Consider the following 20,735-nt stretch of genomic DNA (forward strand, 5'->3'; position numbering starts at 1 on the left):
GGTACCCCCTGCGGGGGTGGGGGAGAGGCCGGTCCGTCGGGGCTGAGGTCCTTCGGGAGGGATACCCCCTGCGGGGGTGAGGAAGAGGCCGGCCCGTCGGGGCTGAGGTCCTTCGGGGGCTCGCTGTGGGAGTCAGTTGGAGAGTACGGCCCAGACGAGCTTGCCCTGGGTGCCGGGGGTGAGCCAGCCCCAGGCGGTGGTGAGGGCCTCTACCAGGCGCAGGCCGCGGCCGTATTCGGCGAAGACGTCAGTGGTGGGCGGGGCGGTGGGCGCGTGCCGGCTGTAGTCGCTCACCACGCACGCCACCTCGGGCCGCCGGCTCAGCAGCCGGAGCTGGATGGCGCCGCCGCCGTGCCGCATCGCGTTGGTGACGAGCTCGGAGACCACCAGCTGGGCGTCGAAGACGATGTCGCCGGAGCCCCACGAGGTGAGCGTCCGGTCGACGAACCGCCTGGCGGAGGCCACGCAGACGGGCTCGAACGTGCTCAGCTCATGAAAGCGGAAGACCTCGTCACACGGACCGCGCCGCCCTTCGAGCAGAATGGGCAGCAGCCAGTCGGGTGCCTGGGCACACGTGGCGGCTTGCGGCCGAGCGTCGAAAGTCGTCATCCTGGCCCCCGAAGCGCGGTCTAGGTGATCCAATGCCCATCTTTACGGCGTGTGCTTACCGATGCAAGACTTTTCGTGTTTTACAGATGCAAATAGCATCTGCACGTGCAGATGATCTGGGAGTGACAGGTGAGCGCACTGAGTGCGGAAGGGAATGTGGTCGGCTACTCGCCGGGAAGCCCGACGGTGCTGCGGATCCTGCTGGGTACGCAACTGCGCAGGCTCCGCACGGAGAAGCGTATCTCGCGGGAGGACGCGGGGTACGCGATTCGCGCTTCTCACGCCAAGATCAGCCGCCTGGAGCTCGGGCAGGTCAGCTTCAAGGAACGCGACGTCGCCGATCTGCTCACCCTCTACGGCGTCACCGACGAGGCCGAGCGGGCGCCGTTGCTGGAGCTGGCCCGGCAGGCCAACGCCCCGGGCTGGTGGCACAAGTACAGCGACCTGCTGCCCGGCTGGTTCGAGGTCTACATCGGGCTGGAGGGTGCGGCCTCGGTCATCCGTACGTACGAGAACCAGTTCATCCCCGGCCTGCTCCAGACGCCCGAGTACGCCAGGGCGGTGATCAAGCTGGCGCACGAGACGACCCCCGACGCCGAGGTCGACCGGCGCGTGGCGCTGCGCACCAGGCGGCAGGAGCGCCTGGCCGGTGGCCGGGCGCTCAAGCTGTGGGCGGTCATCGACGAGGCCGTGGTGCGGCGCGCGCTCGGCGGCCGTGAGGTGATGCGCCGGCAGATCGAGCACCTGCTGGAGATGACGAAACGGTCCAACGTCACCGTTCAGGTCATCCCGTTCGAGCGCGGCGGGCACGCGGCCGCCGGCGGGCCGTTCAGTATCCTGCGTTTCCCCGAGCGTGAGCTGCCCGACGTCGTCTACCTGGAGCAGCTCACGAGCGCCCTCTATCTGGACAAGCCGGCTGAGTCCGAGCATTACATGCAGGTCATGGACCGATTGAGCGTCCAGGCCGACTCTCCTGAGCAGACCAAACGCTTCCTGGAGCGCCTGCTGTCAGTGTGATCCACCCCATATCGGGGTTTTGGTCGTCCCCTATATGGTGATCTTGGCGATGCCGTAACGTGATCTCGCAACCACGGCTGCACGTGCATCCGTAAGCGCGCGAGGGAGCTTCCCCAATGCATGAGTTCCGCAACGGAACGCCCGCCGGTCGCCTTCCCGCCGTCTGGCGCAAGAGCAGGCGGAGCAACCCCAACGGCAACTGCGTCGAGGTGGCCGATCTGCCCACGGGGGAGGTGGCGATGCGTAACTCACGCTTCCCTGAGGGGCCCGCCCTGGTCTACACACGGGATGAGATCACCGCGTTCGTGCTCGGCGCGAAGGACGGCGAGTTCGACGATCTGATCGTCTGAGCCAAGAGCCAAGAGCCAAGAGCCAGGCGCGGCGCCGAGTCAGAGCGGTCCAGCCCCGAAGCTCGGCGAGCAGCGATCCGGAAATCACTTCAGCCCGGCGTCACGGATGACGCCGGGCTGAAGCGCGTGCTGGGGGCTGAGGTCTTTCGCCTGATCAAGCAGTTGCCCCGACCGGGTTCGCCGGAGCCTGGACTTGGCTGGCCAGGCCCCGGTTCATCGGGGCAACTGCATGATCACGCGGTGATCGCTGCCGGGTGGAGTCAGGCGGCGGAGATGCCGGCGCTGGCGGCGCGGCGCATGCGACGGCGACGCTCGGAAGCGCGCTCGTCCTCGTTCAGGCCACCCCACGTGCCGTACTTCTCCGGACGGGACAGCGCGTAGTCCAGGCACTCGTTGCGGACAGGGCACTGGGCGCAGATCGCCTTGGCCTTCCGCTCGCGCACGTCACGCTCGGGCTGCCGCTCCCCATCGGGGCCGAAGAAGAGCACGAGGTCCTCACCCCGGCACGCGGCATCATCCTGCCAACCCCAGCTGGGGCGCGGGCGGGCGAGCTGCCGACGTACCTGAGACATGAGAAAACCACCTTCGTGAGAGGTATTTCAGTAATTGAGCCGCATTGGACGTTTTCGGCGTCACTGTTCCAACGCAAAGGTGGGCCGTAGTGTTCCCGTGATCAGGTAAGGGCGGGCGTGGCGTACCGCACAGGCGTGAGCCTGTCCAGCGAAACCAGCCGGTAGGTGGTGATCTTCTCGGCGCAAGCCGTACCACACGGCGCTTGGAACACCGATGGCTCAACCACAACCTCGAACCGGACGTCGCCGCAGCGCACGATGGCTTCGGTGACGTCGCCGTCCGACCTGGAGGATTCCACGGCCACTGCGCCGACAGAACACTCTCCCGTATGGGTTCGGGCGAAGTGCTCGACGGCTTGCAATGGCTCAGGGATGCCTGCGCGTCCCCGGTAACGGTCGAGAATGATCTCGCCCGACCGGTACGCGTTAGCCGCTGCGATCGCAGCAGCCTGAGACATGCTGCCGTAGAAAATTCCGTGTGGCAAGCACACGAGGTTGGCGGCGTAGCGATCGCCGCCAACGTGTGACGTTTCCCATACTCTGTCCGGCCAGCTTTCGGCCAGGCTTCGAGCGATGGGTAGTCCAATGCGGGCGCAACACGCATTGCGCTTGGCGTGCGTGCAGACCAGAAATACCGGCTCGTCTTCAAGTATGCAGGACTCCGGGACCACTCCGGCCACCAGCGCGTCCAGGTCAAGATCCTCGGTACCTGCGATGACTCCGCTGGCCAGCCAGGGGTTGGGGCCCGTGGCGTAGCCCACTAGCACACGCAAGTCCTGCTCCTGTGGGCGGACCCGTCTGCCGGGGCGGCGGATGAGCTGGGGTCTGATGCCACGTTCTTGGGCCCGGCGCACGAGGTTCGAGATTTTTTCAGGAAGCTCGAAGGTTTCCAGATGTGACGGCCACGGCCCGTCGTACTCGACGAGTAGCCACAGCCGGGCCCCCACGGTGGCGCTGGCCAGATTCGGCACCCCGCCCGTGTGGCAGCCATCCGGATGCTCGCAGCCCCTGGTCAACGCCTTGCTCCCCTCTTGCGAATTAGGTAAGACTAACCTAACGGTAAGAGGGATGTACGGGTTATCGAGTGAAAGCCGCCCTGGCGGCCGGCAGCGCCGCCGCCCGGTCCTCGGGGACGAGGCCGATCCTGGTCCTGCGGTCGAGGAGATCGTCCGCGTCGAGCGCGCCCTCGTGGGCGACGGACCACATCAGCTCGCCCATCGTGATGCCGAGGCCGACCTCCTCGGGATGCGCCCGGACGAGTTCGTGCACGGCCGCCGCCTCGACACCGTGACGGGCGACCAGCCGCTCGGGCGGGCGGCCCCGGCCCGCGGCCGCCCCGGTTCGCGGGGTCACGGCGCCGTGATCCCGGACGGCCCCGACGAGCGGGATCAAGGCGGTACGGCTCCGGCCCGCCGGGAGGTTCCCCACCGAGATCGCTCGATCCACCGCGTCGGCCGCCATCCGCCGGTATGTCGTGAGCTTGCCGCCCACGACCGTGACGACCCCTCCGTCCGCCTTCCCGGCATCCGCGTACACGGCGTGCCTGCGTGAGACGTCGGCCGTCCGCCCGTCCGCCGCCAGGAGCGGCCTGAGTCCCGCGTAGGCGCCCGCGACGGCCTCGCGGGCCACCGGTGCCGCCAGAACCGTGTTGAGCACGCTCAGGAGCGTCCTGATGTCCTCCTCGGGGGCCTCGGGCACGTCGGGGACGGGGCCGTCGAGGGGCTCGTCGGTCAGGCCCACGTGCACGCGGCCATCGGCTTGGGGGAGGACGAGCGCGAATCGGTTGCTCTCTCCGGGAATCGGAATGTGCAGTCCGGACAGGAGACCCGGCAGGGTCCCGGGGCGGAGGACGAGGTGTGTGCCGCGTGACGGGCGCAGGCTCACCCGCGGGTCCAGCAGGCCCGCCCACACGCCCGCCGCGTTGATCACCGTCCTGGCCCGGATGCCGAACTCCGCGCCGGTCAGCTCGTCACGCACCTTGGCGCCCGCGCCGGTCAGCTCCAGCGCGCGGCACCGGGTCAGGATCCGGGCCCCGTACGCCGCCGCCGTCCTGGCTATGGCCACCACCAGCCGGGCGTCGTCGTACACGCGGCCGTCCCACGACAGCAGGCCGCCCCGCAGGCCGTCCTCGCTCAGCATGGGCGCGAGCGTGTGCGCCCGGGCGGCCGTCAGCCGGGACGGGCCGGGCAGCAGGCGGCGCGGCGTGCCGGCGGCGGCGCGCAGCCCGTCGCCGAGCCGGTAGCCGGTCATCAACAGCTCCGCCCGGGACCTGGAGACCTCCGGCGTCAGCGGCAGCACGTACGGGTGCGCCTTGACCAGGTGCGGAGCCGTCCGCCGCAGCAGGACGCCGCGCTCGACCGCGCTCTCGCGGGCGATGCCCACCTGCCCCTTGGCGAGGTAGCGGAGGCCGCCGTGGATGAGCTTGGAACTGAACCTCGACGTGCCGAAGGCCAGGTCGTGCGCGTCGATCGCCGCCACGCTGAGACCGCGCGAGACGGCGTCGAGCGCCGCGCCCGCCCCTGTCGCGCCCAGGCCCACGACCAGCACGTCGACCGTTTCCTCCGCGACCACGGCCAGCTCGCGGGTCCGTCGCGCGGCGTTCAGCGAGCTGTCCATGGGGCGCGTGGCGTTCGGCGGGCTATCCAAGGTAGGCCTCCAGCAGAGTGGCGAGTTCGGCGTCGAGTTCGTCTAGCGTCACGGGGTCGAGCATGGTGGGCGCCGACAGCAGGAACGACTGCGCCACGAGCAGCACCGCCCTGGCCTTGCGGCGGTCGCCGACGGCGGCTTCGAGCACGCCGAGCACCGCCTCGTGGGTGGCGCCGCGCCGATCCAGCAGGTACGGCAGCAGCAGCTCCGGGTCCGCTTCCACGATCTTGCGCCAGAGCGGATGGCCCCGCAGCCGCCGTACCCCTTCGACGACGGCGGCTACCGGATCCGACAGGTCGAGCTCGGTGACGGCCAGCACCCACTCCCGCGTCATCAGGTCGGCGACCAGGCTGCGCACGTCGGGCCAGCGGCGATAGAGCGTCATCCGGGACACCCCCGCCCGCCGCGCCACGTCGGTGAGCGTGGTGCGCCGCACTCCGTAGGCGAGCACGCAGTCGCGGGCCGCGTCCAGCACGCCGTCATTGTGACGAATCGACGTCATATGTCACAGTGTAGACGTGCTGAACGAACCGATGCTGTGGTCGGGCTGGGGAGACCCCGCCAAGGCCCGCGAACTGCCCCCGCAGATCCGCGAGCTGCTCCACGACCTGCTGGGCGTACGCGAGCCGGCCGCTCCCGCCGCCTCGTTCGAGTCCGTACGGCTGGCCCCCGTCGCGCTCTCGCCCGCCCACCTGGCCGCTCTGGCCGACGTCGTGGGCCACGAACAGGTGCAGACCTCGCGCGCGGCCCGGATCCGGCACACGCGCGGCAAGTCGACCCCCGACCTGCTGCGGATGCGCGCGGGAGACGGCTCGGCCGCGCCCGACGCCGTGCTGCTGCCCGGCTCGCACGACGAGGTCGCCGCGCTGCTGCGGCTGTGCGCGGCCGAACGGATCGCGGTGGTGCCCTTCGGCGGCGGCACCTCCGTGGTGGGCGGGCTGGCGGCGTCCCGGTCCGGCTTCGCCGGGGTGGTGGCGCTGGACCTGGCCCGGCTCGACCGGCTCGTCTCGGTCGACACCGAGTCGATGGTCGTCACCGCCGAGCCGGGACTGCGGGCGCCCGAGGCCGAACGGCTGCTCGAACGGCACGGGCTGACGCTGGGGCATTTCCCGCAGTCGTACGAGTACGCCACGCTGGGCGGATTCGCGGCGGCCCGGTCCAGCGGGCAGGCTTCGGCCGGTTACGGGCGCTTCGACGACATGGTGGTGGGTCTGACCGTCGCCACTCCCTCCGGCGACCTGGACCTGGGACGCGCGCCCAAGTCGGCGGCGGGGCCCGATCTGCGGCAGCTCCTGCTGGGGTCCGAGGGGGTGTTCGGGGTGATCACGGCGCTGCGGCTGCGGGTGCGGCGGGTGCCCGGGCGGCGGGTGTACGAAGGGTGGCGGTTCGGGTCGTTCAGGGAGGGGACGGTCGCGCTGCGGACGCTGGCGCAGGAGGGGCCGCTGCCTACGGTGCTGCGGCTTTCGGACGAGACGGAGACCATGATCGGGCTGGCCCGGCCGGACGACATCGGGGGCGGCTCCAGCGGCTGCCTGGTGATCGCGGGTTACGAAGGCCCGGCTGACGGTCCGGCCGACGGGCCGACTGACCGGCAGGAGGCGGGTTCCCCGGCGATGTCTTCCCCGGCGACGTCCGTCGAAGGGCGCAGGGCCGGAGCCGGGGCGGTGCTGGCGCGGATGGGCGGAATGCCGCTCGGGACCGAGCCCGGAAAGGCGTGGGAGCACGGCCGGTTCTCGGCGCCGTACCTGCGCGACTCCCTGCTCGCCGCCGGCGCGACGGTGGAGACCATCGAGACGGCCGGGTTCTGGTCCGCGCTGCCTCGCCTGTACGACGCGGTACGGCTGGCCCTGCTCGGGGCGCTGGAGTCGCCGCTGGTCATGTGCCACATCTCGCACGTGTACGAGACCGGGGCCTCGCTGTACTTCACCGTCGTCACCGCGCAGAAGGGCGACCCGGTGGCGCAGTGGGAGCGGGCCAAGGAGGCGGTCAACGCGGCCATCGTGGCGGCGGGCGGCACGATCTCGCACCACCACGGCGTGGGCCGCGACCACCGCGAGGCGTACGCGGCCGAGCTGGGACCCGTGGGCGTGGACATCCTGCGCGCCGTCAAGGCCCGGCTCGACCCCTCGGGCATCCTGAACCCGGGCATCCTGGTCCCCTGAGATCGGCCTGAAGCCGACCGGGGGCTGCGGGCCGGGGTCTGAGGTCCGGGTCTGGGACAGGCGGTCAGCCCGGTGGGTCGACCGACGCGGCCTCCGTCATGGCCGCCACCGCTTCCCCAAAGCGTTGCTGGGCCTCGTACACGTCCGACAGGCAGACCAGCGCGACGACCAGCGGCGCGCCACCCGCCGGACGGCAGAGCCCGACGGCCTCCTCGGCGTGCGGCAGCGCCTCCGCGGCCCGGCCGCGCTTGAGCAGCAGCTTGGCGGCGGCCAGCAGGCAGCGGGCGAGCAGCACCGCGTGCTCGTCGGGGGCCGCGGCGGCCAGTTCCCGGCTGAGCCCGATCGCCTGGTGGACCCTGTCGAGCGCCCCACCACCCCAGCGCGACCGTCTGCCGGCATACGCCAGCAGCCCCTCTACGGCGGCCACCCCCGCGGTGCCCCTCCGGGTGGCGTCGTCCGAACCGTTCCGGGCCATGGCAGCCCCCCATCGCGGCGACGAACCGCTTGCTTGGGGCGTGAGGCTACACCATCGCGAACTGATTGTGTTCCCTACGGCACGCTGCGTTCGGACGCGCTTCGGGAAGTAGGTGCGGCTTCGGAAAGATCGCGTAAAGATGGAGTCATGGTGGAAGTCGCGGCCGAGCGTGGAAAGCAGCTCTCCTCCCGGGTGTCGGAGGAAGGCGCGGGGTGGGCCTGTCAGCGGATCGGCACGTTCAACGACCTGAGACCCGACAACAAGGGCTTCACCTGGTTCAGCCCGCGCACGCTGTGGCACTCGCGCAACCAGATCGTCGCCGGGCTCTTCGGCGACCCGTCCGGGAAGGTGCGCCGCAGGTGGATCGCCGAGCAGGAGGCCCGTGGCGCCGACCCGGACTTCCGCGTCAAGCCGGAGGTGGGGGAGAGCTTCAGCTTCCTGCTGCTCGGCGACACCGGCGAGGGCGACGCCTCCCAGTACGCGGTCGTGCCCGGCCTGCTCAAAGTGGGTGAGGGCACCTCCTTCGCGGTCATCGCCAGCGACGTGCTCTATCCGGCCGGGTCCGGCAACGAGTACGAGAACAAGTTCTTCCGCCCGTACAAGGACTATGACGCGCCGATCTACGCGATCCCCGGCAACCACGACTGGTACGACGGGCTCGGCGGTTTCATGCGCGTGTTCTGCGACGCCCCGGCGCTCCCGCCCAAGCGGGATACCGGGTTACGCGGCCTGCTCTGGCGCCGGTCGGAGACGATCGACGAGCGGCTGCTGGCCGAGGCCCGCGCGTTCAGGGACCGTCCGGCGCAGCGGGCCGCGCAGCCGGGACCGTACTGGGCGATCGAGACCCCGAGCCTGCTCATCGTGGGCGTCGACACCGGCATCCAGGGGGAGATCGACGCCCAGCAGACCGAATGGCTGCGGCGCACCTCCCTGGACCCGCGCCCGAAGATCCTCGTCACCGGCAAGCCGATCTACACGCGCAACGACTACAAGCCGTCCCCGCTGGAGGGCGGCGGCACGATCGATGACATCATCCGCGCCCCTGAACACCGCTACGTGGCCGCCATCGGCGGCGACGTGCACAACTACCAGCGCTATCCCGTCAGGGTGGGCGACCGGGTGATCCAGTACATCGTCTCCGGGGGCGGCGGCGCGTTCATGCACGCCACCCACACCACCCGCCGGGTGGACGTGGCGGGCGTGCACGAGGACGACTTCAAGTGCTACCCCCTGCGCGGCGACTCGCTGTCCTTCTACAGCCAGCTGTACGCCAAGCGGCTCCGGATGAAGTGGATCTACCTCACCCCGGCCGAGGCCGTCTGCATCATGGCGGAGCAGATCAACAACACCCCGGTCCGGCCCGTCGCCGGACCCATCAAGATCACTCGCAGGATGAGGTGGGCGGCCCGGCTGCTCGGGGCCTGGCCGATGCCGTTCCGGCTGCCCGTGGGCACGGTCTTCCACCGCTACCTCTCCGAGCTGTCCGACTGGGACACGCCACCGTTCTTCAAGCAGTTCCTGCATCTGTCGGTCACGCCCGAACTGCTCTCGGTGCGCTGCTTCGCCGCCACCGGCTGCCTGCCGCAGGAGGTGGATCCGCCGATGGAGGACGAGGTGCACATCAGTTTGTCGTAGTCACCTGGCACTCTGGACGGCGTGCACGTAGTGGTGACAGACGGGACGATCCTGCCGGTCGGTGGTCCGGCTCGCCGGGTCGACGACCTGGCGCGGGCCGTGCGCGAGCTCGAAGCCGAGCGGCCGCGCTGGGTCTGGGCGGACGCCCGCGAGATCTATCCGTCCCTGCTGTCCAAGGGCGTGCGGGTGTCGCGCTGCCACGACCTGACGCTCACCGAGGGGCTGCTGCTCGCGTACGAGGGGCGATACGGCCAGCCGCGCTCGGCCAAGGCCGCCCACGCCAGGCTGCACGGCCTGCCGGTGCCCGACGATCAGCCCAGCGTGCCCGACACGCTGTTCGCGCCCGAGCCGCTCGGCGCGGAGGCGGTGGCGGAGGTGCTGGCCGACCAGCTGCGCCGGATCGAGGCGCTGCCCGAGCCGGGCCGGTTCCGGCTGCTGGTGGCGGCCGAGTCGGCGGGCGCGCTGATCGCCGCCGAGATGGGCCACGACGGCATGCCGTGGCGCCGCGACGTGCATGACGCGCTGCTCACCGAGCTGCTCGGCCCGCGCCCGGTGCACGGCATGCGGCCGGCCAAGCTCCAGGCGCTGGCCGACGAGGTGTCGGCGGCGTTCGGGCATCCGGTCAATCCCGACTCGGTGCAGCAGCTGGTCAAGGCGTTCAAGGGGGCGGGCGTCGCGCTCAAGACCACCCGGTCGTGGGAGCTCAAGCAGCTCGACCACCCGGCGGTCGCGCCGCTGCTCGCCTACAAGGAGCTGGCCAGGCTGTACAGCTTCCACGGGTGGGTCTGGGCCGACCAGTGGGTGCGTGACGGGCGCTTCCGTGCCGAATACGTGGTGGCCGGGGTGGTGTCGGGGCGGTGGGCCACCGACGGGGGTGGCGCGCTGCAGATCCCCAAGGTGATGCGCCGCGTGGTGGTCGCCGACGACGGCTGGACGCTGATCGTGGCCGACGCCGCCCAGCTGGAGCCGCGGGTGCTGGCCGCGATGGCCGCCGACGGGGGGCTGGCGCGGGCGGCGGGGGAGATCGACCTGTACTCGGCGCTGGCCAAGTCGTTCGGGGGCGAGCGCGCCAACGCCAAGATCGCGATGCTGTCCGCCATGTACGGCGGCACCAGCGGTGACGCCTCCAAGCTGCTGGCGGTGATGCGGCAGCGCTTCCCCAAGGCCTACCAGTTCGTCGAGGACGCGGCCAAGGCGGGAGAGGAGGGGCGGATAGTGCGCTCCTGGCTCGGCCGCACCAGCCCGCCGCCGTCCGAGGGGTGGAAGTCCCTCGTCTCGGGGCCCGAGGGAAGCCGGGCGATCCGGGATCGGGGACGGTTCACCCGCAACTTCGTCGTGCAGGCCACCGCCGCCGAGTGGGCGCTGGTGCTGATGGCGGTGCTGCGGGGGCGGTTGTCCGGCCCGGCCAGGCTGGTGTTCTTCCAGCACGACGAGATCATGGTGCACTGCCCGCTCGACCAGGCCGAAGAGGTGATGGCCGCGGTGTCCGCGTCGGCCGCCGAGGCCAGCCGCCTGCTGTTCGGGGCGACGCCGGTGCGCTTCCCGATGGAGGCGGTCGCGGTCTCCTGCTACGCCGACGCCAAGTGACCTCGCACACGTCAGGCGGCTGACTGCCCGGACGTCAGCGGCGGCGGATTCCGCGGGCGTCCGGTTGCGGGCCGTCAGGTGGTGGCGGATTCCGCGGGCGTGAGCGGGCCACTGTTCACGTGGCGCCAGGTGATCGCCAGCCAGACTCCGGCCAGGGTCACCATCACCCCCACCACCAGCCCGAGCACCCCGTACGACAGCCCGCCCACGATCGCGCCCGCGACGATCGTGCCGGTGGCGCCGCACACGTTCATCAGCAGGTCGGACAGGCCCTGCACGGCGGGCCGGCTCCCCACCGGGACCGACTCGCTGACCAGCGCCGACCCCGCCACCAGGCCGCACGACCAGCCGAGGCCGAGCAGCACCAGTGCGGTGGTCACCTGCCAGACGCGGTGCCCGGCCGTACCCGCCAGAACGGCGGCACTGAGCAGCAGCGCCATGCCGAGCAGCAGCACCGGCACCTTGCCCGCCTTGTCGGCCAGCCAGCCCACCACCGGCGACATGACGTACATCCCGGCGATGTGCAGGCTGATCACCAGGCCGATGATGTCGAGGTTCGAGCCGTCGTGGTGAAGTTTGACCGGGGTCATCGACATGACCGACACCATCGCGGTGTGGCTGACCGCGATCATGACCAGGGCCTTGCGGGCCATGGGGGTGGTGCGCAGGGTCGTCCAGGCGTTCCTGATCGTCCGGTTCTGGCCGGCGGCGGGGGGTTGCGTGTCGTTCAGCCGGCGGGCCAGTTTGAGCGGGTCCGGGCGCAGGCCGACCAGGATGATGAGCATCGCCAGCGCGAACGCCAGCGCCGCGAACGCGAACGGCCCGGCCTTCTCCACGAGGCCCGCGCTCATGCCGATCTGGTCGGCGGGCTTGGCCAGGTTCGGGCCGGCGACGGAGCCGATGGTGGCCGCCCAGACGACCAGGGACAGGTGCCTGGCGGCGTGCCCAGGCGGTGACAGGTCGGTCGCCGAGTAGCGGGCCGCCAGGTTGCCGGCGCTGCCGCCGCCCACCAGGACCAGGCCGACCAGGAGCAGCGGCCAGTTGCCGAGGCTGATGGCGCCGACGGACAACGCGCAGCCCGCCAGCGCGGCCACGTACGCCAGTGTCAGGCCCGTCCGCCGGCCGCCCCTGCCGGACGCCTTGGCGGTCGGCAGGGCGAGCAGGGCCGCGCCGAGTACGGTCGCGGTGCCCGCGAAGCCGCTGATCACGGTGGATCCGGAGAGCTCGTCGACGACGACTGAGCTCAGTGCCAGGCCGACTGCGACGCCTACGCCGCCTACTATTTGCGCGGCGGACAGGATCACGAGAGTGCGCCGCTGGACGGCCCGGATCCGGTCAGGGGATGAAATATCGGGCTTTATAGGGGCGCTGGTCACTTGTGAAGTCTCGCATAGCCCATGAGATCCCCCCAAAGGCCCAAATCACCCCACGCAGCGTTATTCAACTACTTATGGCTGCTTTCGGGTGTTTGGCAGGGTGGGGCGGGGTTCTTCGCCGCCCGACTCGGAGGTTCGCCGCTCGACTCCAGAGGACCGTCAGCGGCTCGGAGGTTCGCCCGCCTGGCTCCGAGGAACCCGGCTCAGAGGATCGTCACCGGATCCCCCTGCGCGATCCGGCCAGGGGCGTCCGGGATGAGGTTCACACCGAACCAGACCTTGCCGTCCCACCTGCGATGCCTGGCCAGGGTGCGGATGGGCTCCTTGCCCTTGGTGTAGGTGGCGGCGTCCACGGTGGTCAGCACGCATCGGTCACAGCCCTTGACCACCCGGAACTCCGTGCCGCCGACGCGGACGCGCCTCCATCCGTCCTCGGCGAAGGCGTCCGGTACGCCGTCCACGACCACGTTCGGCCGGAACCTGCTCATGGGCAGCGGCGCCGGTAGCTCCTCGCCGCTCTCGACCGCCGTCTCCGCGATCCAGTCGTTGAGCCGGGCCAGCGAAGCCGTGGAGGTGAGCAGCAGCGGATACGCGTCGGCCAGGCTGACCCGGTCGTCCGGCCGGCCGTACTCGGGATCGACGGGACGGCAGGTGGGGTCGTCCTGCCAGGCCAGGCGGACGGGGCGGTCGATCAGCGCGCTCAGCCACGCGGCCGCGTCGTCGCCGCAGTCGGTCAGCTCTATCGACGTCTTCCGCATCTTGATCACCGAACGGCCGGCGGTGGGCGTGACCCGCAGCGGCGCGGCGTGCGGGCCGGTGAGCTTGAGCGTCTCGCCGTCCGACTCCGGCACGCACATCAGCAGCCCGGGGAGCTCGCGGGCGGTCAGCATCTCGCCGTGCTCGTCGACGATGAGGTAGCGCCGGTCACCGGCCAGGCCCCAGGGCTGCACCTCGGCCTCATGTACCTCATGCCCGGTCGTCGATTTGACGGGATAGATGTGGATGCTCGCCAGCTTCATGCGCCGACGGTACATGACGCCCACCTGCGGGGGATTCGGCGACCGGCCGAGGGCTGAGGCGCTGGGGAGCGGTCGTCGGGCGGCTGTTAGCGTACCGATCATTCCGAGCCAGGAGAGCCTTGTGAGAGCTGCCACACCCGCGGTGACCTTCGACAGTGACGGGATCCCGTTGCTGGGAGTGCTGCACCTGCCGGCGGGCGAGGGGCCGCATCCGACGGTGGTGGTGCTGCACGGTTTTCCCGGCAACGAGCGCAACTTCGATCTGGCCCAGGCGCTGCGCCAGGCCGGGTACGCCAGCCTGGTCTTCCACTACCGGGGCTCCTGGGGCGTCGGTGGGAATTGGTCGTGGGGGAATGGCCTGGCGGACGCGGCGCGGGTGGTGGCGGCCGTCCGGGAGAAGCCGTTCGCGGCCGAGCACCGGCTCGACCCGGAGCGGGTCGCCGTGGTCGGACACAGCTTCGGGGGGTTCGTCGCGCTGATGACGGCCGCCGCGGATCCGGGCGTCGCGGCCACGGTGTCGGTGTCCGGCTTCGACTTCGGTACGGTCTCCCGCGGGCTCGACGCCGAAGGGCGGCGGGAGTACGTCGAGGCGTTCGACGGTGAACTGCTCCCGCTCACCGGCACCAGCGGTGAAGCGCTGGTGGCCGAGATGGAGGCCGCGGGGGAGGGGTGGAGCCTGGCCTCGCTGGCACCCGCGTTCGCCGGACGGCCGGTGATGCTGGTCGGGACCGGACGCGACCCCGTGACGCCCGCCGTGGTGCACCACCGGCCGCTGCTGCCCGCGTACGCGGGGGCGGCGCTCGAACACCACGAATGGGCCACCGACCATGCCCTGTCCGACCACCGCGCCGAACTGGCCACGACGGTCCGCGACTTCCTCGACCGCGCTCTCGGCGTGCGGTAACCGTTCAGATCCCGGCCGCGCGATCCACCCGTCCGCGCTCATGGCGCGGTGGTTGAGTGGTCACGTCTGGCTCCACTCAGCCGCGCTCATCGCGCGGTGGGTGGGGTCTCAGGTGGTCACGTCTGGCGGAAGGTGTCGAAGAAGACCTTGCGGGTTTCGGCCTGGTCGTCCCACTTGAGTTCCGGCATGTTGAAGGTGATCTTGTACGCGTTGGTGTCGTCGATCGTGACGAAACGGGTCAGGGCGTGCATGGGGACGCCGTTGGCCAGAGTGTAGGTGTACTCCCAGTCGGCGGCCTTCCAGTCGCGATACCGCGTCGCCTGGAGCTGGACCTGGATGTAGCCGTCGACGCGACCGGCCGCCTCCTCGCGGGTCAGCTCCGACAGGCCCCCGTCCTGCTGCGGGGTCGTCTGCTCGATGCGGATCGTCATGCCGGAGTCCTTGGGCCCGGTGAAGGTGGCGTCGCCGCCTGAGGCGGCCAGCTTCCAGCCGTCGGGGACGGCGGCGGAGAAGCCGGGCGGGGTCTGCTCGCTGAAGCCCTTGGGCACGGTCGCCGTCAGCGGATCGGCGGCGGGTGGCGATGACACCTCAGTAGTGATCGCCACGCTCGGCGCCGGCGCGGGTGCGCTGCCCGTGCGGACGTACAGGACGACGGCCACGATCACGCCGACGGCCGCGATGCCCGTGACGATCAGGCGCGGGGTGGGGCGGCCGTCGCGGAGCCAGCCGCCCTCATCGTCGTCCTCGAGCCTGCGCCTGCTCTTGGTCAGGCGCTCCGAGGTGGCGCTGGGCAGCTTGGTGAGACGGTCGTGGGTCAGGTCGCGCGACAGGTCGATGGCCTGGTCGCGCAGGTGGTCCGGCGAGGCCAGCGGCCAGGGGGCGGCGGCGCGGCTGTCACTGGTCAGGGGCAGGATCGGCTGCGGGCCCGACGGGCTCGGGGCGTCCGCACGCGAGTCCGGGATCCGGCGTGGCCCCGAAGGGCTCCCGAACGCCCCGCTGTCAGAGGCCCGATGGGATCCCGATGGCCCGCCGAACGACGGCGGCGCGCCGAGCGGCCCGCTGGGCGGGAAACCCGGCGACGACGCAGGCCCGCTGGGGAAGCCTGGCGAGGACGGTGGTCCACCTGCTGGGAAGCCCGGAGATGACGGCGGTCCACTAGCTGGAAAGCCCGGCGACGACGGCGGCCCGTCCAACGGGGAGCCCGGCGAGGACGCGGGTCCGGACGGGAAGCTGCCTGACGGGAAGTTGTCTGACGGGAAGTTGTCTGACGGGAAGCTGCCAGACGGGTAGCTGCCCGGCAGAGGGCGCACCAAGGACGGTCCGGCCGGATCGCTCAGCGACGGGTGCGGTCCCGTCGGCGGGCGCTCCCCGGCCTCCGGTATCCGGTGCGACCCCGACTGGCTGGTGAACGCGTCGAACCCGTCCGCCCGAGGCAGCGACGGCAGCGCGTCCGTGCGGTGGCTGCCCGACGGGCTCGACATCCCCTCGTAGGGCATGGAGTAGCCGCCCGACGGGCTGGTCAGCGGGTCGTACGGGACGCGTACCGGCCCCGAGGGCGTCTCTACGATCCGCGACGGCATCGGCCCGGACAGCGAGTCGAACGGCGGCAGCAGCCCGGCGGGCGTCGAGTCCGCCTGCGTGGGCAGGGACCGCGAGGTCTCGGCGGGTCGCGGGCGGGTCGAGCCGTGGGCGTGCAGGATCCGCTCCAGCAGATCGCCGACCTGCTCGGCGGTCAGACGTTCGGCCGGGTTCTTGCGCAGCAGGCCCTCGATCACCGGCGCCAGCGCGCCCGCCCGCTGCGGCGTGACGGGGTCCTGCGTGAGGACCGCGCCCAGCACCGCGATCGGGTCCGGCCCCTCGTACGGCGGGCGTCCCTCCACGGCCGCGTACATCGTCGCCCCGAACGACCACAGGTCGGCCGCCTGGGTGATCGACTGCCCGGACAGCCGCTCCGGCGGGATGTAGGCGGGCGAGCCCATGAGCAGCCCGGTCTGCGTGATCGTGACGTCGCCCTCGATCGCGGCGATGCCGAAGTCGGTCAGCACCACGCGGTCGGAGGTGAGCAGGACGTTGCCCGGTTTGATGTCACGGTGCAGGATGCCGGCCGCGTGCGCGTGCCGGACCGCGTCGAGCACCCGGATGCCGATCTCGGCGGCCTGGATCACCGGGAGGGGTCCGCTCTGCCGGACCGCCTGCTCCAGGGACCACGCCCGGACCAGTTCCATGACGATCCACGGCCGGCCGTCCTCCTCGACGACGTCGTGCACGGTCACGATGCCCGGGTGCGTCAGCCGCGCGGCGGACCTGGCCTCGCGCAGCATGCGCCGGTGGGCCACCTGCTTGCCCGCCTGGTCGAGCCCGTACGGCAGGATCAGCTCCTTGACCGCGACGTCTCGGGCGAGCAGCACGTCATGCGCGTGCCACACCATCCCCATGCCGCCCCGGCCGACCGGTGACATCAACCGGTAGCGCCTGCCGATCAAACGACCCTGGCTCTGTGAAGCGTTTCCCTCCGCACCGGGTCCGCTGAGCAAGCGGTCGGCTGCCATGTTCCCGCCCCAATCTCCAGCCTCATCGGTCACAAGCGTCGCGCCGCCATACGTCAAGATTATGAGCGTTGGCCACGATATAGGCAGGTCATTCCCAAGGGAACCACAACTCGGCTCTTACAAACGCCTTGACGTGTCGCAATATCACCCATCAAATGGATCAATTACGGTCGGCGGCCAGGGCGAGCAATGCGGCGGTAAATGCCTCCACCGGGGGCTTCACCAGGCCCGCGCCGACCTGGCCGGTGCCCGCCACGCGGCCCGCGATACCGGTGTTGACGACGGGCAACACGCCCGTCCTGGCCACCAGTGTGATGTCGATGCCGACCGGCGTGCCGCGGAAGCCGAGCCCCGGAATCTGGTAGGCGGGATGCTCGGCGAGCGTGATCTCGTACATGGACCGGGTCGCCGCCACCGCGTCCGCCACCTCGCCGCCGACGAACCGCACGATGGCCGGGGACGCCGCCATCGCGAACCCGCCCAGGCCCGACGTCTCGGTGATCGTGGAGTCGCCGATGTCCGGGTTGGCGTCCGCCGGGCCGTACGCGCCGAGGTAGAGCCCGTCCGGCACGCCCGCCGGCCCGGTGAACCACCGATCGCCCAGCCCCGAGACCTGTACCCCGAAATCGGTGCCGTTGCGGGCCATGGCGACGACCATCGAGGAGCCGGGTACGTTCCTGGCCGCGTCGGTGCTCACCTTGCCCGCGGCCATGGCGGCGTTCAGGAAGAAGTGGTCGTTGCCGTTGACGAAGCGCAGCACCTCGGCGGCGCTGCCGGCCGCCGCCTCGACCACCCAGGGGGCCAGCTCGCGCAGGAACAGCGAGGTGGCGGCCCGGTTGCGATTGTGCAGCTCGTCGCCCATCTGCAGCGCCTGCGCGATCATCGCGCGCAGGTCGATCGGGCCGCCCAGCTCGATCGCGGCCGACAGGACGGGCCCGAGCACGCGGTCCATCCACTGCAGCCGCTCCAGCACTTCGGGCCCGTACGCGCCGTAACGCAGCACCTTGCCCAGGCCCTCGTTGAGCGAGCAGTACGCCGTGCCGCCGTGCTCGGCGTCGCGTACCTCCAGCATCCACATCGACGGGCTCACCACGCCCGCCATCGGGCCGACCGTGGCGTGCCGGTGGCAGGGCTCCAGGCGCACCCGGCCGGAGGCCAGCAGTTCCTCGGCCGCCGGCACGTCGTGGGCGTACTCCTCGAGCAGCATCGCGCCGATCAGCGCCCCGCGCATCGGGCCCGACGCGCGCTCCCAGTCGATGGGCGGCCCGGCGTGCAGGAACATCCGTTCGGGCAGGTCGAGCACCTCCGAGGCCCGCCGTACCCCGACGAGCTGAGGGCGGGCCGAGGTCAGGCGGCCGACGGCCCGTTCGTTGGCCGCGGGCAGACGTGGGTCGGCGAGCACCTTCGCCAGCGCGTCCGCGGTGCCGGGCAGGGGCGGCCGCCACGCGACGGCGGTCGTGGGCACGGCCTGCGCGTCGAGCGACTCCTGGAGGAGTGCGGCGCCGACGGTGATCACGTGGGGCGGACCGGAGAGCAGAGTCAAAGGAGGTTCCTGGCGTGCCGGGCGGCTTGGGCGTTGGAGGTGAAGACGGTGGCGCCCGCCTCGCGGAACGCCGCGGCCTGCCGGTGCAGGCCCTGAGGGTCGCCCTCGGTGCCGATGAGCGCGACGACGACGGTGGCTCCGTGGTGGGTGGCGTGGGCGACGGCCGAGGCGAGGGAGGCGGCGGGATCGGGGTCGGCGCCGTGGCCGAGCACGACGTCCATGAGGATCACGTCGCCCGGCTCCACCTGCGCGAGGGCCTCCAGGCGGAGCGTCGGGTCGATCATCGGATGGGCGCGGCCCCTGGTGTAGGCGTCGTCGCCGTAGTCGGTGAACTCGCCCGCCCCGGCGATCAGGCTCGCCTCGGCGCACAGCGTGCCGCCGGAGTAGACGCCCTTGAGCTTCGTGTACGCCGACGCGGGCGACCAGCCGGGCCACGACTCCCAGGCGGGAACGGGCCGGCCGAGGGCACGCAGCGCCTCCTCCGTGGCCGCCGTCAGATCGCGCTCCCCGAGCAGCGCCGAGACGACCGGCGTGCCCAGCCTCTCCACCACCTCCTGTACGGCCCGCGCCACCGCCGGGTCGGGCCGCTTGGAGACCAGCACGATCAGCTCGGTGGCCGGGTCGTCGTCCAGCATGCGCAGCGCCCGCATCGCCGACAGCCCGCCCACCTCGGCCGACAGATCCCTGCCGCCCACGCCGAGCACGTGGCTGACCCCGGCGCCCGCCTGGTCGAGCAGGGACGTCACCTGCTGGGCGCCGGTGCCGGAGGCCGCGACGACGCCGACCGGGCCCGGCCTGAGCACGTTGGCGAAGCCCAGCCCTGCCCCGGCGATCACGGCGGTGCCGCAGTCGGGGCCCATGACCAGCACGTCACGCTCCTCGGCCAGCAGCTTGAGGCGCCGCTCCTGGGCGACCGGCACGCCGTCGCTGAAGATCATCACGGGCAGTCCCGCGTGGACCGCGTCGAGCGCCTCGGCGAACGCGTGCTCTCCCGGAACCGACACGAGCACCAGGTCGGCCGGGTTTCTGGCGGCCGAGAGAGTGGTGAGCGGGGGTTGGTCGGCGGCCGCCCGGGTCTGGGAGGCGGACAACCTGGCCAGGGCGTGGTCGAGCTCGCCGGTGGCGGTGTCCACGCTGTCGCCGCGCAGGGCGACGAGCAGGTCGCCCGGGTCGGCGGGGGGCAGGTCGAAGCCCAGGTCGCGGGCCAGGGCCAGGTTCAGCTCCGTGGCCATGGCGACGATGGCCACCCGCATGCCGGGCAGGTCCGACAGCGAGCGGCTGACGCGCATGAGGGTGACGGAGTCGTGGTAGACGCCCTTGCGCAGCAGCACCGCGTCGCGGGTCATCCGGTCACGCTCAGGGCGTGGCCCGGACTCGGGGCCTTGAGGGCATGGCCCGGGGCCTCCGTCATGGCCAGGACGGCGTCGAGGCCGATGGAGATGCCCTGGAGCAGGTCGGACCCGGAGGTGTGGCCGAGCCGCCGCAGCTGCCGCCGCGCCGGTTCGAGCTCCTGCCGCCCGGCGATGCCGCGCAGCACGGCGATCACCTCGGGGCTGGCCTCGCCTCTGGCCGCGCAGTGCAGGAGGGTCGCCGAGATCGGCGTCGTACGGGTGCGGGCGTCGTACGTCACGGTCGCGGCCAGCCAGTCCGCCAGCCACACCGCCCGCTCCGCCCCGGCCGCCGCGCCGAGGTGCCTGAGCGTCACCAGCAGCCCGGCCAGCACGTCGTCCCCGCTCGGCGTCAGACCCGGACCGAGGCCGACCAGGCGCTCGGCCGCCGTCACCGCGCCCAGCAACCGGCCGCTCGCGCAGCTGGCCGCCAGGAGCTCGATGGCGTCGTTGCCCGCCAGTCCCGGCTCGCCGGGGGTCAGACGAGGGGCGGCTTGTCTGAGCCGTACGGGATCGACCCGGCCGAGCGGCGGCGCGGGATCCCACCAGCGGCGCGCCCGTACGCTCAGCCGCCCCAGCTCGATGGCGCCGTCGCCCACGGCGGCCTCGTCACCCACGGTGACGCGCGGCAGGTCGGCGGCCAGCAGCACGGAGTTGGGCAGCCGCGTCGCCGCGCCCGTGATGACGGCCAGCACGGACGGCTCCAGCTCGGTCCTGACCTCCAGGTACACCCCGGCGGGGAAGACGGCCAGCACCCGCGCGGGGCTGCGCGGCGCCTCCAGCACAGGGCGTACCGCCGCGCTGGCCGCTCCTGTCACAGGGGTACGCGGGCGCCTCGCATGAATACCGACGGTCACCGAACCTCCCTACCGGCTCTGGACCTGACCGTAGAACGTGCCGCAC

The 20,735-nt window shown here is 71.6% G+C and carries 18 protein-coding genes; 6 read left to right on the plus strand and 12 right to left on the minus strand.

What is annotated here, in order from left to right; translation table 11 throughout:
- Positions 1 to 132: 132 nt before the first annotated feature.
- Positions 133 to 609: an ATP-binding protein gene (locus ACQP2T_RS18820; RefSeq protein WP_433517407.1), complete on the minus strand. Its 477-nt coding sequence runs from the start codon at positions 607 to 609 to the stop codon at positions 133 to 135.
- Positions 610 to 738: 129 nt separating this feature from the next.
- Here ACQP2T_RS18820 and ACQP2T_RS18825 point away from each other — a divergent pair, with 129 nt between their 5' ends.
- Together ACQP2T_RS18825 and ACQP2T_RS18830 are read left to right on the plus strand one after the other, a co-directional pair.
- On the plus strand, positions 739 to 1,626 hold the full coding sequence (locus ACQP2T_RS18825; RefSeq protein WP_433517408.1) for a helix-turn-helix domain-containing protein: 888 nt from the start codon (positions 739 to 741) through the stop codon (positions 1,624 to 1,626).
- A gap of 116 nt (positions 1,627 to 1,742) precedes the next feature.
- Positions 1,743 to 1,976 carry a DUF397 domain-containing protein gene (locus ACQP2T_RS18830; RefSeq protein ID WP_225289364.1) on the plus strand — a complete coding sequence of 78 codons (234 nt, stop codon included), beginning with the start codon at positions 1,743 to 1,745 and terminating at the stop codon, positions 1,974 to 1,976.
- Positions 1,977 to 2,236: 260 nt separating this feature from the next.
- Here ACQP2T_RS18830 and ACQP2T_RS18835 read toward each other — a convergent pair whose 3' ends face one another.
- The 4 genes from ACQP2T_RS18835 to ACQP2T_RS18850 all read right to left on the minus strand — a co-directional run bounded on the left by ACQP2T_RS18835 (position 2,237) and on the right by ACQP2T_RS18850 (position 5,696).
- On the minus strand, positions 2,237 to 2,548 hold the full coding sequence (locus tag ACQP2T_RS18835) for a WhiB family transcriptional regulator (RefSeq protein ID WP_080036407.1): 312 nt from the start codon (positions 2,546 to 2,548) through the stop codon (positions 2,237 to 2,239).
- A 101-nt stretch (positions 2,549 to 2,649) separates the two neighbouring features.
- Positions 2,650 to 3,519 (minus strand): sucrase ferredoxin, encoded by an 870-nt coding sequence (locus ACQP2T_RS18840; RefSeq protein WP_433517409.1) that lies wholly within the window; start codon positions 3,517 to 3,519, stop codon positions 2,650 to 2,652.
- A gap of 106 nt (positions 3,520 to 3,625) precedes the next feature.
- Positions 3,626 to 5,164 carry a glycerol-3-phosphate dehydrogenase/oxidase gene (locus tag ACQP2T_RS18845; RefSeq protein ID WP_433519797.1) on the minus strand — a complete coding sequence of 513 codons (1,539 nt, stop codon included), beginning with the start codon at positions 5,162 to 5,164 and terminating at the stop codon, positions 3,626 to 3,628.
- A 22-nt stretch (positions 5,165 to 5,186) separates the two neighbouring features.
- Complete coding sequence (locus tag ACQP2T_RS18850; protein WP_357941113.1) at positions 5,187 to 5,696, minus strand: TetR/AcrR family transcriptional regulator; 510 nt, start codon at positions 5,694 to 5,696, stop codon at positions 5,187 to 5,189.
- A 31-nt stretch (positions 5,697 to 5,727) separates the two neighbouring features.
- Between ACQP2T_RS18850 and ACQP2T_RS18855 the strand changes: the two genes are divergently transcribed.
- Positions 5,728 to 7,356 (plus strand): FAD-binding oxidoreductase, encoded by a 1,629-nt coding sequence (locus ACQP2T_RS18855; RefSeq protein WP_433519798.1) that lies wholly within the window; start codon positions 5,728 to 5,730, stop codon positions 7,354 to 7,356.
- A 64-nt stretch (positions 7,357 to 7,420) separates the two neighbouring features.
- On the opposite strand, the gene ACQP2T_RS18860 is transcribed toward ACQP2T_RS18855, so the two are convergent.
- Positions 7,421 to 7,831: a hypothetical protein gene (locus ACQP2T_RS18860; RefSeq protein ID WP_433517410.1), complete on the minus strand. Its 411-nt coding sequence runs from the start codon at positions 7,829 to 7,831 to the stop codon at positions 7,421 to 7,423.
- Between the two features lie 147 nt (positions 7,832 to 7,978).
- Between ACQP2T_RS18860 and ACQP2T_RS18865 the strand changes: the two genes are divergently transcribed.
- Positions 7,979 to 9,466, plus strand: a complete 1,488-nt coding sequence (locus ACQP2T_RS18865) for a metallophosphoesterase family protein (RefSeq protein WP_433517411.1) — start codon at positions 7,979 to 7,981, stop codon at positions 9,464 to 9,466.
- A gap of 21 nt (positions 9,467 to 9,487) precedes the next feature.
- The gene (locus ACQP2T_RS18870) at positions 9,488 to 11,053 is read left to right on the plus strand and encodes a bifunctional 3'-5' exonuclease/DNA polymerase (protein ID WP_433517412.1); all 1,566 of its coding nucleotides are present in this window, start codon (positions 9,488 to 9,490) and stop codon (positions 11,051 to 11,053) included.
- Positions 11,054 to 11,127: 74 nt separating this feature from the next.
- On the opposite strand, the gene ACQP2T_RS18875 is transcribed toward ACQP2T_RS18870, so the two are convergent.
- Together ACQP2T_RS18875 and ACQP2T_RS18880 are read right to left on the minus strand one after the other, a co-directional pair.
- A complete protein-coding gene (locus ACQP2T_RS18875) occupies positions 11,128 to 12,429 on the minus strand; it encodes an MFS transporter (protein ID WP_433517413.1) in 1,302 nt (433 codons plus the stop codon).
- A gap of 203 nt (positions 12,430 to 12,632) precedes the next feature.
- On the minus strand, positions 12,633 to 13,448 hold the full coding sequence (locus ACQP2T_RS18880; RefSeq protein WP_433517414.1) for an MOSC domain-containing protein: 816 nt from the start codon (positions 13,446 to 13,448) through the stop codon (positions 12,633 to 12,635).
- Between the two features lie 121 nt (positions 13,449 to 13,569).
- On the opposite strand from ACQP2T_RS18880, the gene ACQP2T_RS18885 reads away from it, so the two are divergent.
- Entirely contained in the window at positions 13,570 to 14,352 is a 783-nt protein-coding gene (locus tag ACQP2T_RS18885) for an alpha/beta hydrolase family protein (protein WP_433517415.1), read from the plus strand.
- 116 nt (positions 14,353 to 14,468) lie between these two features.
- Here the strand turns inward: ACQP2T_RS18885 and ACQP2T_RS18890 are convergent, their stop codons facing one another.
- From ACQP2T_RS18890 to ACQP2T_RS18905, 4 genes are all read right to left on the minus strand, one after another.
- Positions 14,469 to 16,835 (minus strand): protein kinase domain-containing protein, encoded by a 2,367-nt coding sequence (locus ACQP2T_RS18890; protein ID WP_433517416.1) that lies wholly within the window; start codon positions 16,833 to 16,835, stop codon positions 14,469 to 14,471.
- A 226-nt stretch (positions 16,836 to 17,061) separates the two neighbouring features.
- The gene (locus ACQP2T_RS18895) at positions 17,062 to 18,444 is read right to left on the minus strand and encodes a DUF1116 domain-containing protein (RefSeq protein WP_433517417.1); all 1,383 of its coding nucleotides are present in this window, start codon (positions 18,442 to 18,444) and stop codon (positions 17,062 to 17,064) included.
- Positions 18,441 to 19,790, minus strand: a complete 1,350-nt coding sequence (locus tag ACQP2T_RS18900) for an FdrA family protein (RefSeq protein ID WP_433517418.1) — start codon at positions 19,788 to 19,790, stop codon at positions 18,441 to 18,443. Before ACQP2T_RS18900 ends, ACQP2T_RS18895 begins: the two co-directional genes overlap by 4 nt.
- Positions 19,787 to 20,689, minus strand: a complete 903-nt coding sequence (locus ACQP2T_RS18905; protein ID WP_433517419.1) for a DUF2877 domain-containing protein — start codon at positions 20,687 to 20,689, stop codon at positions 19,787 to 19,789. Before ACQP2T_RS18905 ends, ACQP2T_RS18900 begins: the two co-directional genes overlap by 4 nt.
- Between the last annotated feature and the right edge of the window lie 46 nt (positions 20,690 to 20,735).

Origin of the sequence: Nonomuraea sp. CA-143628 (assembly GCF_050942315.1) — a bacterium.
Classification (GTDB): domain Bacteria; phylum Actinomycetota; class Actinomycetes; order Streptosporangiales; family Streptosporangiaceae; genus Nonomuraea.